Here is a 17,514-nt window from a genome sequence, read left to right as displayed (position 1 = left end):
CAGTTATTCCACCATGAAAACGGCCATTTTCTTTGATATAACGGTGATTTTTTGAGTTCGATTTTGCTTCGTTTGTTTTGATACTTGTATTATACGCATATACGGCGTGCTTTTAAATATGGGTTTTTGCCAAAAAGTTCATGGATATTGCTTTTATTAGTGGGGGGGATTATAATGAGATAAAAAAGACAGGGAGAAAAGAAAATATGAAAAGTGTGGATACCGGTGTCCTTGCCCGTTCCGTATGCTTCTCTTTTACACCTTCCGATACAGCCAGGCAGCTTTATTTTTATCCTACCTGGTGCGGGCATTATTTTTGTACAGGCAGATATTTTATGAAAAGAGAATATTTCCCGCCGCTTCTTGTGGCCTATATCAGGGAAGGAACTCTGCATGTGGAGTATGAAGGGGAATCCTTTGACGCGAAGAAAGGGGATGTGGTGCTGCTGGACTGTGCCAAACCTCACTATTACCAGGCAATGGATGGGCTGGAGTTCGTGTATATCCATTTTGACGGTTCCAATTCCCATGAGATCTGCGGGCATATCCTCAAATTATTCGGACCGCTGATACGCAATCAGAACAATGCGCTGGTTGGAAATTTAATTTACAATATGGTGAAGTTTTATGAACAGGATGGGGTTGAAAATATGTTTGACAGTTCCATGCGGATTTACAAACTGCTTCAACTGCTGAGTGAGAGGGAACTGCATAACCAGAAAGAAGATACTTCTATAGAAAAGACCATCCGCTATATCAGAGGTCATGTGGGGGAAAAGATCACACTGGAGGAACTGGCGGACATAGCCAATCTGAGCACTTATTATTTCTCGCACCGTTTTAAAGAGGAGACCGGATTGTCCCCCATCGATTATGTGATCAATACACGGCTTGACCAAGCCAAAATACTCCTGGCCCGCACTTTCATGACCGTGGAGGAGATCGCCTATGAGGTGGGGTATCAGAGCAGCAACAGCCTGATCAACCTGTTTAACCAGAAACTAGGGTTTTCCCCAAAGGAATACCGGAAACTGGTACAGCATCGCGTAAGCGTCGGTGAATAGCAGGTGCTTACTACACTGGAACCTATGGAATGCTGTACCAGAGGGCAAAGATACTTTTTGCAAATAGCTGTACAAAAAACCCGTCTGTGCAAATGCCATGGCATCCAAAGACGGGTTTCTTGTTCAACTGGTCATATATTTTTGTAAAACGTTCTCAAACTGGGGGTCCTGCTCTTCATAAACCACACGAAGCTCCTCATCCCAGTTCAGGCTCAGCATACCCAGAATAGATTTGGCGTCAATCACGATTCTGCCGCTGACAACGTCGATGTCAAATTTACATCGGCATGCCGCGCTCACAAACTCCTTAATTTCATTGATCTCACTGAAGCGAACGGTCCTCTCACACATGCCGGTTCCTCCTTTATCCTCTGTCTTTTTCTCCTCCCCTGCAGGGTCATATGCGGCTCTGCCTGGTATCTCCATTTCCGCTTACGACTCTGGAGTGGGTTGTCCTCGGCGGTAATTATAAGAATATAACAAAGTCAAAAAAATAGCAATGTGTATTTTCTTTAGATTTTCTATCCGCTACATACTATCAATATCTAAGTTCAAAAATCCTGGCACTTACCCTTCCCGGCAGTTCAACCGTCAGGCTACCTGCCTCTTTATTCCAATGAAATCCGCACTCCGCATTCTCCGGTACCTGGACAGCATAGCGTAATCCATACGCAGGCCGCCGGAGGAACAGTTTTCAATAATAAGGTCAGGATACTTTTCAAAAATGCCGTCCAGCCATTCCAGATATGCCCGGTTATGCCCCAGAAGTCCGTCCCCATAACTGTCCGCATCTACTTCTGTGCCAATACCCGGTTCAATGTTGTAGTCCATTTTGATATAACCCACACCATACTCATTTACCACCCGGTCTATGACCTCCGTGGCATGGGCACGCACCTGAGGGTTGCGGAAGTCCAGCTGATAACGGCTTCTGTCATAGACACGTTTTGCTCTTTTACGTTTTAAATGGCTGCAAAAGCGGACAGATATTATTTACTGGTAAAGCAGGACAAAAAGTTAAAAGATTCGGTAAACCTTGGTCCCATATGCATTCAGCATTACGCTTCCCTGCACTTCATCTTTTGTATCCATGTCCATTACAGGTACTTTGAGTACGATTTTCTGAGGCTCCTTGTCATAATTCAGGACAAAGAGATATTTTCTGCCCTCTTTCACCCTCATGGCGGTCTCACAGGCTTTTGGTACTTCTGCCAGTTCCTCAAAAGGTTTCAGCACCCCTGTATGATCCAAAAATTCTTTTACATTATCCCGGGTAAAGGTACCGCCAAAATGCAGGACCTTGCCCTTGCCCCAGGCTGTCTCCACCAATGCAGGGCGGCCTTCGTAATAGTTGGAGCTGTATTTTGCCAGTACCCTGGCATCCGGACCTGTGACTGCCAGGATATCATTAAACAGCCCTGTTTCTACCTGTTTATCTTCCCACTCCATGTAAACGGCGTCATCCGCCGGACCCACAAACGTGTATTCTTTCACATCCGTCTGTGTCAGGGGCAGGAGCAGACCCGGCATTGGCTGCATCACACATTTTCCCGTCTCATCCTTCTGCCCTGTTCTGCATCCCAGGATCAGGCATCCGCCTGCCTCCACATACTGTTTCAGGACCTCTGCTCTTCTCTCTGTAAGGATCAGGGGATGAGGGTAAATAAGCACCGGATATGCAAGCAGCTCTTCCACATCTGTCCCTTCCAGGAGATATACCATATCCATAGGCGTATGGTTTATCTGTGATGCCGTAAATATTTCCTTTTCACTCTTCTTGGCAAACCGCATATGCCAGGCATCCAGCTGTGCATCCCAGATATTGTCGTAATCCCGCACAAGTCCAAAAGCTGCCTGATACTTGGCCCCTGCCATCTCATTTATGGCCTCTGTTCGTTTCCATATCCTGTTCAGCTCAGACAGCTTCCGGTTATCCCTGTTGTCATAATCCAGGATTCCATGCCAGTAGATTTCGGTTCCCATGACAGCGGTCCTCCAGCGGAAAAAGCTCACATAATCTGCCCCATGGGCAATACTCTGCATGGCCCAGAGCATCATCTGTCCGGGCTTGGGAGCCGGGGCCTCCATGCGGGTATTCCATCCGTTGGCCCCGGACTGCTGTTCCATAATGCCGAAATGGGGGCAGATAGACCGCACCTCCGCCAGATTTCTGCTCCATTTCCTGTCGTTCAGGTCATCGGAATGTTTCGGATCCTCACACAGACAGTACGCAAAATTGGGATAGGAGTCATAAGTATATACATCCAGGCATTCATCCTGCATCTTATGATTGTCCAGATTCCCAAACATGCCGTTTGTGGTGATAAAATCCTGCGGTTTTTTATATTTCCTGATAATGTCACTCTGCAGTCTGCAGAACCGGACTGCGCTTTCCGATACAAAGCGTGTGTAGTCCAGCACCTGATGGGGATTGGTGGAGTCATGTACCGTAGGCCGCGGCACGTAAATCTCCTCCCACTCTGTATACGTCTGATTCCAGAACACCGTCCCCCAGGCCTGGTTGAGGGCGTCAAGGGTCTGATATTTTTCCTTCAGGAATATCCGGAACGCTGCCGTATCACTCTCTGAATAGAAGACATCCACCTCGCAGTTCATCTCATTGTCGATCTGCCATCCCACAATACAGGGTCGCTGTCCATAATGTTCCGCCGCTTTTTCCACAATAACAGCACACAGCTTCTGATAGACCGGAGAGTTATAATTATAATGTCTTCTCATCCCATGCCTGAAAGGCGTACCGTCCAGACGGCAGTTCAGGACTTCCGGATACTTCCGGGTCAGCCAGGCCGGCGGTGTGGCCGTGGGGGTGCCGAATATGACTTTCATCCCTTCCTCCTCAGCCACATCAAGGAATGAATCAAAAAATCCAAAGGTAAATTCCCCTTCTCTCGGTTCTATTTTACTCCACGCAAACTCCCCGATCCGTATGGTGAAAATACCATTTTCCTTCATTCTTTGAAGGTCTTCCCTCCACAGGTTTTGGTCCCAGTGCTCCGGATAATAACAAGTTCCAAGAGACAGGCCGTCCCATTTGAAATTCTGCGCATTTCTCATTCAGTTTTCCTCCTTGTGCTGCCCCTTGATCATCATGGGCAGAATAAAATTAATTTTCGTTCCCCTGTGCTTCTCACTCTCTATATGAAGCCTGCTGCTTTCACCATAACACAGGATAAGTCTGCGGTAAACATTTTTAAGCCCTATATTTTGATTGGTCTCATTCATCTCACATTTTTCATAGAGTTCCCGGATTTCTTCCCGGCTCATGCCCACGCCGTCATCCGCTATGCAGAACACTACTGTGTCCTTTTCCAGCTTGATCCGCACACGGAGCATCCCTTTTTCCAGCTTTGGTTCCAGCCCGTGAATGATGGCGTTTTCGATCAGCGGCTGAAGAATGAAATTGGGAACCTGACAGGGATAAGCCTGTTCATCCACATCATAAAGGACAGATATTTTATCCCCGAACCGCTGTCCCTGTATCAGAAGATAATCCTTCACGGTCTTCATCTCCTCCTCCACTGTGACAAACCGGTCCTTCTTGATCATGGCTCTGAGTAAATCCGCCAGGGATATGGTCATCTCCGAAATATCCAGGTTTCCCTGCATAATAGCCATCCAGCTAATGGTATCCAGTGTATTATAGAGAAAGTGCGGATTGATCTGCATACATAAAAAATCTATCTCCGCCTGCTTCTGGGTGATCTCCATCTTGTAGACCTTTTCAATCAGAGTCTCTATATTTTCGGCCATACGGTTGTATTCGCTTCCTATCTGACCAATCTCATCCGTGGTCTTTACCTCCACCCTGTGAAAGAGGTTTCCTTTTCCGAACAGCTTCATACTCTCCAGCAGGTCCTGGGTGGGCCTGGCAATATGCTTTGTGGCCATATTGATAGAGAAAAAACTCAGGATCAAAATCCCCAGAAGAAAAATGCCTGTCAGCCCTATGACCCTGTATGTATTTTTATAGAACTCCTTTACCGATACCGCTTCCACCAGGGTCCAGCCATTTGGCATCTCGTTTCCCACATAATAGAAGGAATTTGTATTATTTAATATATCATATCTGGATGTGTCCGTTTCCCTCAGTGCCTCGATGGCCACGGGAAACCGGGTGCCCAGATATTTTTCATGGTTGGTGACAACTATGATCCCATCCCGGTCCACCACATAAGACGCGCCCGAGTATTCTGTGGAATTATCCTTTACAATGTCACCGAAATACTCCCTCTCGTAAACAATATTAATATATCCGATAGGCTTCATAGTGGTCAGGTCCAGAATTGCCTTAGCAATGCAGATATCCTTGTCAGGTCCCACCAGTCCCCAAAGGGTGGTCCCATTGGCCTTATAAATCTCTCCCTCCAAAAAAGCAAGGTCAGTCCCGCGCCCTGTGATCTTTTTAACGGAAAACTCCAGACCGCTTTTTGAGAAAACACTCAGTGATACAACATCTGAACTGAACAAGGCGTTTGTCTCCAGCTCCCGCTCCACGATTTTACTGATATTCCTCATACTGTAAGGCTCCATCTCCTGCCCGTTTACAATCTCCAGCTGCTCCTGAATCACAGCGCTGGAGAGGATCTGAATATTAATGTCCTCTATGGTCTGGATCATATTTTCAAGATTGTTGGTGGTCTGCTGTGTTACATCCTGGAGATACACTCTGGAAATCTTACCGTATCCCTGCCTGAAAACCGCCGCGGAAAAAACAGAGATGCCCGCACCCGTTATTGTAATAAGGACAGCAAATACGAACAGCATCTTTTTTCGGATCCCCGTGATCCTCAGCCTCCGTTTTCTTTTTTCTGTCATCACATGCCCCCGGATACCCCTGCACTTACAAGCTGCGCAGACCTGCCAAAGAGTAACTCATTTCTTCTCCTGAATCAGCTCCAGTATGCTCTTAATACTGTGATTTTTCTGCTGTCCGGCATTTTTTCTAAATTCGCCCGGACTGCATCCAAACGCTTTTTTGAACACCTGGCTGAAATATCTGGCATCCCGAAACCCTGATTTTTCACACAGCAGCCCGATTTTCACATTGTCTTCCCTGAGCAGCCACACTGCCTCTGCAAGACGCATACTGTTTAAGATCTCGCTGAAAGAGTACCCTGTCTCCTTCTTGATCATTCTGGAGAGATACGCAGGTGAAAAATGATAGGTATCCGCAATGGAATTCAATGTGATATCCTGCGTAAAGCTCTGGGCCATATCCTGCAGGATGTCCATACATTGTGTATTGATGCCTCTGAAATGATGCCGTATCTGGTCACCCAGATCCACGCTGTCCGCGTCGGTCTCATACCTGCGCACTACATTTTTCTGATAGCGTCTCTGCTCCAGCCGCTTCATAACACCTGACACGGTTTCCAGAATATCCTTAGGCCGCAGCGGCTTTAGCATATAGTCAAAAACTTCATTTCTGATTGCCTTCTGGGCATAGGAAAAGTCAGAAAATCCTGTCAGAAGTATCACTGCCGCGTCCAGGTCATACTCCTTCACATACTCGGCCAGCTCTAGTCCCGTAAGTCCGGGCATTTTAATATCGCTGATCATAATGTCCACCCGTTTTTGCCGCAGGATATCCTTTGCCTGCAGGCCATTTTCCGCCTCATATACTTCCTCAATGCCAATACTTGTCCATGGAAGGGACAACATCCCCCTCCGAATCGCCATCTCATCATCTGCAACCAGTAAATTCATGTCTCCTCCTCTGGAATGTCTGAAAATTCATTCTATCCCTTGACCGCCCCGGCTACCATGCCCTCCATAATGTGCTTGTGAAGCCATATGTACACAATAATACTTGGTATTATGGTTATGATCACTGCTGCGATCTCCGCCACATAATTCGTTGCATACTGACCCTGGAATTCTGTCAGCCCCACCGGAAGCGTCATCTTGGAAGCATCCGTCAGGAAAATCTGCGGAAGCAGCAAGTCATTCCATATATTAATAAAAGTCACAACCGCCACTGTCACAACCGACGATTTTGAAATAGGCATAATGATCTTAAAAAATATCTGGTAGATATTACACCCATCCATAACCGCTGCCTCCTCCATCTCCTTGGGAAGAGACCCCATAAATCCTGTCATTATAAAAATTGCCATTGGAAAAGCCATGGCAATATGCGGTATGATAACCGCCAAATGTGTATTCAAAAGGCCCATCCTGTTAAACATGGAAAACAAGGGAACCACCATGGCATACACCGGGATCATCATCCCCAGTAAAAATACATTCAGCGTCAGCTTAGACAGCCTCCACTGCATTCTTGTGATGGCGTAAGACACCATGCTGCTTAACACAACTGCCACCAAAACGGCCGATACTGCAATCATAACAGAGTTGCCGAAATATTGCAAAATGTGCCCCTCTGTTATGGCCTGGATATAATTATCCAGCCTGAACTGCTCCGGCAGCCCCCAGGGATTGGCGTACAGTTCCGTATTGGTCTTAAAGGAACTCAAAAACAGCCACAAAAGAGGATAAAGACACAGAACGGTAAAAATCCCCAGCACAACATATTTCAATACAAGAAAAACCTTATCCTTTGCCGATACTTTCATCTTTCCGCCCTCCTCCTAAAATTCAACAGGTTCCGAACGGAACACCAGATTTGACAGCAGCACAGAACACATACATAAGATCAGCAGGATCACACCAATCCCTGCGGAATACCCATACTTCAGCGTCCTGAATCCCTGATAAAACATATAGGTTGACATAAGTTCCGTGGCATGATTTGGCCCGCCTCCGGTCATAACCGCGATCAAATCATAATATTTTAGAGAACCTGTAATGATCAGTACCGCATCCACCTTCAAAATAGGCTTGATCAATGGAAAGGTAATACTCTTAAACTGCACCCATTTACTGGCCCCGTCAATCTCCGCCGCCTCATAATAAGAGGCCGGGATATTTTTCATAGCCGCAAGCTGAATGATCATGTGATACCCGACAAACTGCCACATAACAACCACAATGATACAAAACAGTGCCAGATTTTTATCCGACAGCCACACATGCTGCAGACTCTCCAGACCGATCACTTCCAAAAACTTATTGAGCAGCCCAAACTCCGAGTTATACACAAACGTCCAGGTCAGCCCCACAGCCACCCCGCAGATAACACTCGGCAAAAAAAACACCGTCTGAAAAAAATGGCTCCCCTTAATCTTCTGAAACAAAATATTTCCAAACAACAGCGCCAACGGCAAATGCGCGATCAGCGACCCAATCACCATCAAAATATTATTCCTCAAAGCCCCGGTAAAAGTAGAGTCCCGAAACAGGTTTACATAATTCTTAAACCCCACAAACCTGCTGGGACTCATCAAATCCGTCTGCAGGAAACTAACATACACATTATACCCAATAGGCACCAACACAAAAACCGCATAAATCAAAAAAGCCGGCAGCACAAAAACCGCAATACTCCTCTTATTCCCTAAAACCTTATTCATCTCATCTACCTCGCCAACCCAAACTCAATCCATCCGCGTCCTACCACAGCCAACCTCTATATCCCTTTCCTCCCACTGCATCCTACCGCAGACACCTCCTATATCCCTTTCCTCCCACTGCATCCTACCGCAGCCACCTCCTATATCCCTTTCCTCCCACTGCATCCTACCGCAGCCACCTCCTATATCCCCTTCCTTCCCCGTCCTTTCAGCCGTCCCCTTCAGCCGTCCATCAATTACCTATCCGCATTATCCTCCGCAAACTGCTGCAGCCCATCAAACGCCGTCTTCGCATCCTCCCCCCCAAGCACAGAAACACAAGTATTATTAAACTCAACCCCTTCTCCAGCACCAAACTGTCTATCCCACCAGGGAGTCAGTCCTACCTGCTCATTGGAGATCGTCAGCACCTCCCCCATAAGCGGTGTCAGCTTACTGGTATCCAGTTCAAAATTATCTGCCGGGATCCTGCCGTTTTCATACAACAGCATTTCCTCCATTTCCTGGGAAGTCCAGAATTTCAAAAACGCCACAGCCGCATCCTTATTTTTACAAGTCTCTGAAACGGCAAAGCTGGTATCCACAGACCCCACCGAAATATTATTATACTGCGCATCATAAGCCGGCAACACAAGCGCCCCCGCATCTTCACCTATACCGCTCTTCTGGATCTTATCCGCATCCCACGCTCCCATAAAATACATGGCGGATTTTCCATTGGTAAATAAATCTGTTGACTCCTCCGGCCCCATGCCGATATATCCATCCTGAAAATACCCTGCATCTGCCATTTTCTTCACTTCCTCAGCTGCCTTTACATGCGTTTCATTATTCCACTTTTCACTTCCGTTACAAATATCCTGGAATAGTTTATCCCCCGCCATTCCTCCCGCTATCTGCTGCACAAACTGCGCAGGGATCCAGGCATCTGTCCCGCACATAGCCATAGGAGTCACCCCGTTACTTTTCAGGGTGTCACACACGCTCAGAAACTCATCATATGTAGAGGGCACCCGGACTCCGTTTTCCTCAAATATCTTTTTGTTATAAAACATAACACACAGTGATTTCTGGGTGGGAATTCCATAATTCTTACCGTCATATGACAGCAGATCCAGGGTTCCGTCTGCAAAACTGTCCTTCCACTCTGCATCCTTCTCCAGATATGAGGTGATATCCGTTACCTTACCTCCCTCCACAAACGGCTGCAGATAGGACAATTCCCAGGTAAAAAACACGTCTGGCACTGCGTTTGAGGCCATCAGGGTAGTCAGCTTTGTCTTATACTGTTCATTTTCATAGAAATCAATCTTTACCTTTACGCCATACTCGTTATCCTCTGAAAACTTCTCAGCAATGGAGTTGTAGGCATCAATATAAGTATCTGCCTCTGTCCCCACACACATAACGGTCAAGGTATCGCCGGAAGCCTCTTTACTGCTGTCCCCCTGGCCGCCGCACCCTGCCAGCATGCCGCAGGTCATTGCCGCTGTAAGCAACATAGCTACTGTTTTCTTTCTCATTTTTATTTCCTCCGTGATCTTTTTGATGAAACCATTGTAACTCATGTCATTATGACGGAACAGGTACCTTTCCTACCAAAAATGTTTGATATTTTGACCACCATTAACCCGCAGCGCATAAAACAAAAGGGAATTATCACCAAGCGTCACATCCGCCGCCCGCGATAATTCCCAAATATGATGAACCCTTCCAGCAGTCCCCTACTATCTGCTCTTAATATAGCAGATATTACTGATCAGAAAACTACTGTGTTTCCTCACATAATTGTAATACTCCTGCCTGTTGATATAATATTCCTTTCCCCAGGAGGAAACCCGCATCCAGGTCTCGTCCATACCTGTCACAGTGACAAAATGTGCCTTTATCTGGCAGGAAGGGGAATACTCTCCCCCCGCTGACCGATGGTACATATCCAGCCTATGCTTCCCCCATACGAAAGGAAAATTAGGCCCCACCAAGAGAATCACCGGGATATCATGTGCCAGCATGGCACTGATCCGCACCCATAGATTCCTTGGAAATACCCCGAATGCTGCCCTGAGCCTGATTCGTTCATGCCTGAAATAACGATTCAGCCCCAGCACCAGCATCCACCCCGCCATACCGAAATAAGGGATGACCGGCAGATACCTTTTCCTCATATAGTTTACATAATTCAAATACTCCGGCAGTTCAAGAATACCGTTTTCCAAATAGGCTTCCTGAAATAATTCCGTCCGGCAGATATCTTTATGTAAACTTAAATACAACAATAAATCTGTCCCGCCTATCACACCGCACCCACATTTCCTCATAACAGCAGAATCTGACCAGGCCTGATTGCCGCCAAAGGAAAGGGTGCCGTCCTTTTCAATTACTGGATATGGATTATGTAAACTGCTTCTCTGCATATTTATGTCAACCTTTCTTCTTCCTTTTACATAAACTTCTGTCCCACCGTTTTATTCTGCACGGCACAGAATCTCTGCTTCCAGTTCATCAGAAATGGAAACCTTACCGCCCATTCTGCACTCTGCTGTTTTCCCTTCCCGGCGGATCACGGATGCTTCAATCAGCCCGTCCGGCTGTTTTAAAATATAAATATAAGTCCCGTCTTCCTTTTTATCCGCCAAATAAGCCGCGCATGCCATACTCCCGCTGCCACAGCTTGATTCCCACACCAGAGAATCTGTCTTGTCCACATATACAACCGGTGTCATCCGGTAACATTTCTCCATACCGTCCCCGCTGGGTTCCAGAAACATGATACCGTATGCATCGCATGTTTCCTGTTCCTTAGCCGCCTTCAGCACAGTCTGCACAAACGCATCACTTCTTCTTGGTCCTTTCACAATAATGTGGCTGATACCCTCAAAGCAGACCATAGGACAGCTTCCCTGGCCAGGCACCAAAAGACTCACCATCTTCCGTGGAAGCGGCATGGTGGTGCGGCTGGTGCCCGCCTCCAGATCCACCTCAACCTTCAAGGGGGAATCCGCGCCGCTCACATCCACCTCCACAAGTTTGGGATGATCCGGGCTCAGAAGGCTTTTCAGATATCCGAAACTCCTTGTGGCATTTCCGCAGAATTCTCCGCCCATCATCTGCATCCGGCAGGCGCCGTTCCTCATCTCCTCCATGAACCCCACCTGTTCCGCCTTATATTCCCTCTGTTTTAAAAGCTGATTGGCAGCTTCCGCGTACCGGCTTCTGTCAAGAGGCGTCATGACAAAAATTGTGATATTCCCTGCAGGGTTAGCTACACGTATTTTTACTTTCATAAGTTCCTCCAGTCTTACCCCAAACAAAATTTTTCTGCCTATATCATACCACAAAACGGTTACTGTTCACAGTAAATTTAAAGTGTATTTTTTGTACAGCAATACGCCCTGCAAGGTGCCTTTCTAAACCGTGTGACTGTGAGGTAGGGAACCATTACGATCCATTAAAATATATAAAACTATTTTAACTTATCGACTTTCTCGAAGAACTGTGTTATATATGTATATATAGGGCATAAGGCAGCATATCTTATGTGCTTTTTTTTCGATATGAACACACGATAAACAGGGGGGAACATGATGAGTACAAAGCAATCCGGTCAAAATCAGATCACAGAGGGAGTCATCTGGAAACAGATTCTCCTGTTTTTCTTTCCCATTATGCTGGGCACCTTATTCCAGCAGCTATACAACACAGCCGATGCCATCGTGGTAGGCCGGTTTGTGGGCAAGGAAGCCCTGGCCTGCGTGGGCGGTTCCTCCGGCCAGATCATCAACCTGGTTGTGGGATTTTTTGTGGGGCTTTCCTCCGGTGCCACGGTTATCATTGCCAGATACTTTGGGGCCAGAAACAAAAAAGACCTGAATGCCACCCTGCACACAGCAGCAGCCCTTTCCATCGTGGGAAGTGTCATCATTACTGTCCTCGGACTGCTCCTGACTTCTTTTATGCTGCGGCTGATGCACACACCGGAAAATGTAATGGCCGGTTCTGCCTCTTATCTGCGTATATATTTTGGAGGGATCGTCTTTGTATTTATTTACAATGTAGGCTCTGCGATCCTGAGAGCAGTCGGGGATTCCAAACGCCCCCTTTACTATCTGATCGTATGCTGTTTTATTAATATTTTTCTTGATGTTCTGCTGGTTGTGGGACTTGATCTGGGTGTAGAGGGTGCTGCCATCGCCACCTTGATCGCCCAGGCAGTCAGTGCCATCCTGGTCGTGCGGGCCCTGATGCAGCCCGGAGACATGTATTTGCTGGAAACCAAGAGTATCCGATTCCACAAGTTCCTGCTCAAATCCATTATCACCATCGGTCTTCCTGCCGGTATTCAGTCTGTTATGTATAATATCTCAAATATGATTATACAGACTTCCCTGAACAATCTGGGGACAGATACCATGGCTGCTTACACGGCCTTTGGCAAAATGGACGCCATTTACTGGATGATATCCGGTGCCTTTTCCATTGCTATCACCACATTCGTGGGGCAGAATTACGGGGCCGGAAAATACGCACGTATGAAGAGAAGTGTATTTGTCTGTCTGTTTATGGACTTTATTGCATCCATACTGGTAAGTGCCATGTTTCTGCTGTTTGGCAGTTATATTTTCCGCATGTTCACCCAGGACCCTGAGGTTATCAAGGTGGGCATGAAGATCATCCAGGTGATCGCACCCAGTTATGTGCTGTTTATCTTCATTGAAATCCTCTCCAGTGCCCTCCGCGGCATGGGAGATGTGCTGATTCCAATGATCATGACATGCGGGGGTGTCTGCCTGCTGCGGATATTCTGGATTTTTGCGGTTGTGCCCCATATTCCGGGGATCCAGAGCATACTCATGAGTTACCCCATCTCCTGGGCGCTTACGGCTGTACTGTTTATTATCTATTATTTTATACGGCAGAAGAAGTTTTACCGTTCTCTTCCCAGCGAAGAGAATTAAAAAAGCCGCGGGGCTGTCCTCTGTTTCCTGGCACCCCGCGGTGTTTTGTATTAGGCATGTGCTATGTCTGTAAACTCAGATATTTCCCGGCTGATGGTACATAAATCATCCACCTGCATTTCATGCACGTCTTTATGCCCTGTGATCCTTGCAAAGGTTTTCAGTTCCTCCTTGCTGCAGTTCAGGAAATTGGCAGTCCTTTTTGCTGCTGCATCCACTTTCAAACGTTCCCTCAGCTCCGGATCCTGTGTGGCTGCGCCAACCGGACACTGGCCGGATCCGCAAATGCGGTACTGCTGGCACGCTGCTGCAATCAGAGCTGCCGATGCAACCGCAACCGCATCAGCTCCCATGGCAATGGCCTTGGCAAAGTCCGAAGAGACACGCAGACCCCCTGTGATCACTAGGTCAATCTCTGCTCCCACGCTGTCCAGATATTTTCTGGCTCTGTGGAGGGCATAAATGGATGGTACGCTGGTAGAATCCCGGACCAGTTTGGGGCTGGCTCCTGTGGCGCCGCCCCGCCCGTCAATTGTTATAAAGTCAGGTGCCGCGAACACACAGTACTCTAAATCCTTCTCAATCCTGCCCGCCGCAATTTTTATTCCTATGGGACGACCGCCGGACGCCATCCTTAACTGGTCTACCAGTTCTTTTAAATCTTCCTTTGAATTGACATCAGGAAATTTGGAAGGACTGATCACATCCTGGCCCAGAGGTTTGTTTCTGATGGCCGCGATCTCAGGTGTCACTTTCTCTCCCGGCAGGTGGCCGCCCATTCCCGGTTTTGTGCCCTGTCCGATTTTTATTTCAATAGCATCCGCTGTGGAGAGATTTTCAGGTGTGACACTGTAACGATTTGGAACATATTCAAATATGTACTTGTATGCAGCCGCTTTTTCCTCCGGCAGGATACCTCCCTCACCGCTGCACATGGCAGTCTTCGCCATGGCACTGCCTTTTGCCAGGGCTGTCTTCATTTCCTTTGACATGGCTCCGAATGACATATGGGAGATGTAGACCGGCATGTCCAGAACCATTGGTTTTTCTGCATGTTTTCCAATCACCGTAGTGGTACTCACCGTTTCGTGCTCCATAAGAGGCGGGGGATTCAGCTGGGCCCCCATTATCAGGATATCATCCCAGCACGGCATCTTCCTCTGTGTACCCATGGCCTCAATGATCGGTTTACCTGTGACTGCCATCTGGTGGATTTCTGCCATATAGCGGCAGGCGGAATCACGGCGCACATATTCCGGCGGATAATCAAGGGAGCTTTTATCTTGGGTATCCTCCGGTGCCTGGGCCTCCGTTTCCTCCTCAATACACACAAATACCGACGCCGGATGTTTACATACAGGACACTGCTTTAAATCCTCAAACTTTTCACTTTCTGTCTCTTCAAAAATATACCCGCACACACTGCATTTGTATTTTGCCACACTTATATCCTCCTTTGTATCTGCGGCCCTGCAGGCAGAACCTGCGGCCTGTGGTTTATAACTTCATCTTACCACAGCGGCCTGCAGAATTCTACTCATTCTCTGCATGTACGGCTTTGGGATTATCTATTCCTGCGTTTAACGGCGGAAGTGTAAATTCATCATCATCCTTCATACCGTTATAGATAATCTGCCCGTCAATAATGGTATAGAGCGTTTTGGTGAAAACTTCCATGGGATTTCCTGTGAAAATGGCAATATCTGCATCCTTTCCGGCTTCCAGGGTGCCCACTCTCTGATCCACACGGCAAATTTTTGCTGGATTTATGGTAATAGCTTTCAGTCCCTCCTCCATGGGAAGTCCCTCTTTCACAGCCAGCCCGGCACACAGGGGCAGATATTGGATCAGTGCCACCGGGTGGTCTGTGGTCACTGCAATGAGCACCCCCGCCTCAGCCAGGATCTTATTGGTCTTAAAATTCATGTTCTGTATCTCCAGTTTGGAGCGCGAGGTCAGGTCGGTTCCTACGATCACCGGGAATCCCGATGCTTTTACCTCGTCCACCACCAAATGTGCCTCTGTACCGTGGTCTATGGTTATATCTATATTGAATTCTTTTGCTATACGGATAGCTGTCAGTATATCATCCGCCCGGTGTGCATGTACCTTCATGGGAATCACCCGCTGGAGCACAGGCATCCACGGTTCCTTATCAAAGTCTTCCCTGTCCAGCCTGCCCCTTTCCTTGTCTTTCCGGTATTGTACAGCTTCCAGCAATGTCCTGCGCAGCAATGCTGCCGCCCCCATTCTGGTAGCCGGACATTTTCCCTGGTCCCCGTAAATGGTCTTGGGATTTTCCCCCAATGCGGCCTTCATGGCCGCCGGAAAAAGGACTGTCATATTGTCCACACATCTGCCCTGTGTTTTCATAAATACAAACTGTCCGCCCACTACATTGGCACTACCCGGTCCGGTCATGACGGAGGTGATCCCCGCTTTGATGGCGTCATGAAAGGCCGGGTCCATGGCATTTACGGCATCCACAGCGCGCAGAGCCGGGGTCACGGGGTCTGTCTGCTCATTGCAGTCATCTCCTATAGCACCCCATTTTTCCTCGCAAATCCCAATATGGGCGTGAGCTTCGATCAGCCCGGGCATTACCCAGGCACCGTCTACGTCCAGGACCTCTTCTCCTTTATGTCTTTTATCCAGAGCCGACATGGTTCCCACCTCTGTGATAACTTTCCCTTCTGTTCGTACATATCCGCATTCCACCGGTTTTCCGGTCATTGTCAGTATTTTCCCGTTTATAATAAGCATATTTTGCCTCCTTTGCAGATATCTGATTTTTTTAGTATCCGCAGAGGACGCTTTTCATATTCTTCGTGATAAAAAAAACAGGATGTCTACATATCCACCAAAAAGAGGAATGTACATCCTGTTTCCATTTCCTATCTCATTTGCGCACCTGCTGATACGTTTGCCGGCACATGCTCAAGCTTCCTTAAAATAAAGTGCAGCGGTTTATATAATGCCAGGCATATGATCACATTGGCCACACAGTGCACCACATCAAAGTACATGCCCGATACCCAGTAAGCCATGCCTCCGCCTAAGCCGCCTGACATGAAATACGGCAGGGAACACAAAAAGCCAAATGCCAGCCCATACGCGCCGGATATAATGCTCCATACAACCGGAGACTCACTGCGTACAAACATCACGATCAAAGCCAGGATGCTCCAGATGTACAGATAGTTGAACCACCAGATGCCAAAGCCGTAAAAAACACCTTCCAGCAGTGCAAATGCATAAATAATAAAGAAAACCCTTTTCCTGTACACCTGTGTATACAGGATCACCAGCAATGTGACGATTTCAATATTGGGAAACACAGCCATACACACCTGACCTGCGAACAATATGGCTGTCAGCATTGCCAATATAACCAGAGACCTTGTTTTCATTGGTACCCCGCATCCTTTCAATCAATAACCTTCGGTCAAAGTCAGTTCAAAAGTGTCCCCGTCCTCTATGGGCGTCTGATCTGCCGATGTATTCACCTGCTCCCCGCCTTTTGTAAGACACCACCACTGCTGTTTGGATTCATCTGCTTTCTCGCCGTCCACTGATGTTATGAAAAGCCCGTACTCTCCTTCTTCCCCTTTCACCAGCTTGTTGTCCTGGATCACAGCTCCCAAATATGCCTCGTCAGTTTTATACTCAAAATCTTTTTCACTGCTGTCCCCATGTACTACTTTTACAGTGATCGTTTTTGCACCCTCTGTACCTTTTGGCATAAAGTTCTTGTAAACCAGGAGCAGGGCTACGCATACCAAAACAAGGGCGGCGGCTCCTATGATCACTTTTTTATTGCTGCTTTTCTCCTTCATGTTCTACTCCTTCCTTTGTAAAACAATTCCCGGTTTCAGGATTTCCGCACCGAAGCCAGTTTCACAATAAAAAACAGGCCGGCTTTCCACTGCCGACCTGTTTCCGAATCTATATATGTGCTTATAGAGAGTCCGGAATGCATGGCTTTGTACGGAAGCTTCATTC

17 protein-coding genes are annotated in these 17,514 nt (G+C 47.4%); 2 read left to right on the top strand and 15 right to left on the bottom strand.

What is annotated here, in order from left to right; all coding sequences use genetic code 11:
• The first annotated feature begins 206 nt into the window (after window positions 1-206).
• Entirely contained in the window at window positions 207-1,064 is an 858-nt protein-coding gene (locus A4V09_RS20980; RefSeq protein WP_162291123.1) for a helix-turn-helix domain-containing protein, read from the top strand.
• A gap of 123 nt (window positions 1,065-1,187) precedes the next feature.
• Here the strand turns inward: A4V09_RS20980 and A4V09_RS20975 are convergent, their stop codons facing one another.
• The 11 genes from A4V09_RS20975 to A4V09_RS20930 all read right to left on the bottom strand — a co-directional run bounded on the left by A4V09_RS20975 (window position 1,188) and on the right by A4V09_RS20930 (window position 11,841).
• The gene (locus A4V09_RS20975; RefSeq protein WP_242963882.1) at window positions 1,188-1,490 is read right to left on the bottom strand and encodes an HPr family phosphocarrier protein; all 303 of its coding nucleotides are present in this window, start codon (window positions 1,488-1,490) and stop codon (window positions 1,188-1,190) included.
• Between the two features lie 165 nt (window positions 1,491-1,655).
• Window positions 1,656-2,054 carry an alpha-galactosidase gene (locus A4V09_RS20970; RefSeq protein ID WP_330396586.1) on the bottom strand — a complete coding sequence of 133 codons (399 nt, stop codon included), beginning with the start codon at window positions 2,052-2,054 and terminating at the stop codon, window positions 1,656-1,658.
• A 27-nt stretch (window positions 2,055-2,081) separates the two neighbouring features.
• On the bottom strand, window positions 2,082-4,139 hold the full coding sequence (locus A4V09_RS20965; protein ID WP_065544031.1) for a beta-galactosidase: 2,058 nt from the start codon (window positions 4,137-4,139) through the stop codon (window positions 2,082-2,084).
• Window positions 4,140-5,900: a cache domain-containing sensor histidine kinase gene (locus tag A4V09_RS20960; protein ID WP_065544030.1), complete on the bottom strand. Its 1,761-nt coding sequence runs from the start codon at window positions 5,898-5,900 to the stop codon at window positions 4,140-4,142.
• A gap of 57 nt (window positions 5,901-5,957) precedes the next feature.
• On the bottom strand, window positions 5,958-6,791 hold the full coding sequence (locus A4V09_RS20955) for a response regulator transcription factor (RefSeq protein WP_065544029.1): 834 nt from the start codon (window positions 6,789-6,791) through the stop codon (window positions 5,958-5,960).
• 32 nt (window positions 6,792-6,823) lie between these two features.
• Window positions 6,824-7,660 carry a carbohydrate ABC transporter permease gene (locus tag A4V09_RS20950; RefSeq protein WP_065544028.1) on the bottom strand — a complete coding sequence of 279 codons (837 nt, stop codon included), beginning with the start codon at window positions 7,658-7,660 and terminating at the stop codon, window positions 6,824-6,826.
• A gap of 15 nt (window positions 7,661-7,675) precedes the next feature.
• Window positions 7,676-8,557 carry a carbohydrate ABC transporter permease gene (locus tag A4V09_RS20945; protein ID WP_065544027.1) on the bottom strand — a complete coding sequence of 294 codons (882 nt, stop codon included), beginning with the start codon at window positions 8,555-8,557 and terminating at the stop codon, window positions 7,676-7,678.
• Window positions 8,558-8,581: 24 nt separating this feature from the next.
• The gene (locus tag A4V09_RS24695; RefSeq protein WP_157123537.1) at window positions 8,582-8,722 is read right to left on the bottom strand and encodes a hypothetical protein; all 141 of its coding nucleotides are present in this window, start codon (window positions 8,720-8,722) and stop codon (window positions 8,582-8,584) included.
• 71 nt (window positions 8,723-8,793) lie between these two features.
• A complete protein-coding gene (locus tag A4V09_RS20940; protein ID WP_157766990.1) occupies window positions 8,794-10,080 on the bottom strand; it encodes an ABC transporter substrate-binding protein in 1,287 nt (428 codons plus the stop codon).
• Between the two features lie 204 nt (window positions 10,081-10,284).
• A complete protein-coding gene (locus A4V09_RS20935) occupies window positions 10,285-10,971 on the bottom strand; it encodes a hypothetical protein (RefSeq protein ID WP_065544025.1) in 687 nt (228 codons plus the stop codon).
• Window positions 10,972-11,022: 51 nt separating this feature from the next.
• Window positions 11,023-11,841: a histidine racemase CntK family protein gene (locus tag A4V09_RS20930; protein ID WP_065544024.1), complete on the bottom strand. Its 819-nt coding sequence runs from the start codon at window positions 11,839-11,841 to the stop codon at window positions 11,023-11,025.
• 300 nt (window positions 11,842-12,141) lie between these two features.
• Between A4V09_RS20930 and A4V09_RS20925 the strand changes: the two genes are divergently transcribed.
• Window positions 12,142-13,512, top strand: coding sequence for an MATE family efflux transporter (locus tag A4V09_RS20925; RefSeq protein ID WP_065544023.1), 1,371 nt, complete (start codon window positions 12,142-12,144; stop codon window positions 13,510-13,512).
• A gap of 50 nt (window positions 13,513-13,562) precedes the next feature.
• Here A4V09_RS20925 and A4V09_RS20920 read toward each other — a convergent pair whose 3' ends face one another.
• From A4V09_RS20920 to A4V09_RS20905, 4 genes are all read right to left on the bottom strand, one after another.
• A complete protein-coding gene (locus A4V09_RS20920; protein ID WP_065544022.1) occupies window positions 13,563-14,954 on the bottom strand; it encodes a glutamate synthase-related protein in 1,392 nt (463 codons plus the stop codon).
• Between the two features lie 91 nt (window positions 14,955-15,045).
• Entirely contained in the window at window positions 15,046-16,275 is a 1,230-nt protein-coding gene (locus A4V09_RS20915) for an amidohydrolase (protein ID WP_065544021.1), read from the bottom strand.
• Window positions 16,276-16,406: 131 nt separating this feature from the next.
• Complete coding sequence (locus A4V09_RS20910; protein ID WP_065544020.1) at window positions 16,407-16,922, bottom strand: hypothetical protein; 516 nt, start codon at window positions 16,920-16,922, stop codon at window positions 16,407-16,409.
• Window positions 16,923-16,943: 21 nt separating this feature from the next.
• Window positions 16,944-17,348: a DUF4430 domain-containing protein gene (locus A4V09_RS20905; protein ID WP_065544019.1), complete on the bottom strand. Its 405-nt coding sequence runs from the start codon at window positions 17,346-17,348 to the stop codon at window positions 16,944-16,946.
• Window positions 17,349-17,514: the final 166 nt, after the last annotated feature.

Origin of the sequence: Blautia pseudococcoides (assembly GCF_001689125.2) — a bacterium.
GTDB lineage: Bacteria > Bacillota > Clostridia > Lachnospirales > Lachnospiraceae > Blautia > Blautia pseudococcoides.
The sequence above is the reverse complement of the archived record's forward strand: the minus strand, read 5'-3'. Positions and strand labels throughout refer to the sequence as shown.